Annotated in this window: 1 protein-coding gene; it reads left to right on the forward strand. The window is 69.0% G+C overall.

Annotation, left to right across the window (positions count from 1 at the left end; translation table 11 throughout):
- Positions 1 to 587: class I tRNA ligase family protein (locus EN850_RS33380; RefSeq protein WP_145973021.1), on the forward strand; the 587-nt coding region annotated here is incomplete at both ends.

The following is a 587-nucleotide window of genomic DNA, read 5'->3' on the forward strand; positions in this document are numbered from 1 at the left end:
CCGCGCTGGCCGAGCGCGCGCTGCAGCGCTACGGCGTCGAGAGCGTGGTGCTGCACGGTGAAACCACCGGTGCGGCGCTGGAGAACCAGCTGCTGGCGCACCCGTTCTATCCGGAGCGCGACATCCCGCTGCTCAATGGCGACCACGTCTCCGACGAGGACGGTACCGGTGCGGTGCACACCGCCCCCGGCCATGGCCAGGAGGACTTCGTGGTCAGCCAGAAGTACGGCCTGCTGGACAAGTACAACGCCGGCCAGGTGACCCCGATCGACGGCCGTGGCGTGTACCTGGAATCGACCCCGCCGGCCGGTGACCTGGTGCTGGCTGGGCAGCACCTGTGGAAGGCGCAGGAAGCCATCGTCGGCGTGGTGCGCGACAACGGTTCGCTGCTGGCCTTCCACCCGATCCGCCACAGCTATCCGCACTGCTGGCGCCACAAGACGCCGGTGGTGTTCCGCGCCACCCCGCAGTGGTTCATCTCGATGGACAAGGCCAACCTGCGCAGCGATGCGCTGGCCGCGATCGACACCGTCGGCTGGTTCCCGACCTGGGGCAAGGCGCGCATCCAGAGCATGGTCGACGGTCGC

It is taken from the genome of Mesorhizobium sp. M8A.F.Ca.ET.207.01.1.1, assembly GCF_004794715.1.
GTDB lineage: Bacteria > Pseudomonadota > Alphaproteobacteria > Rhizobiales > Rhizobiaceae > Mesorhizobium.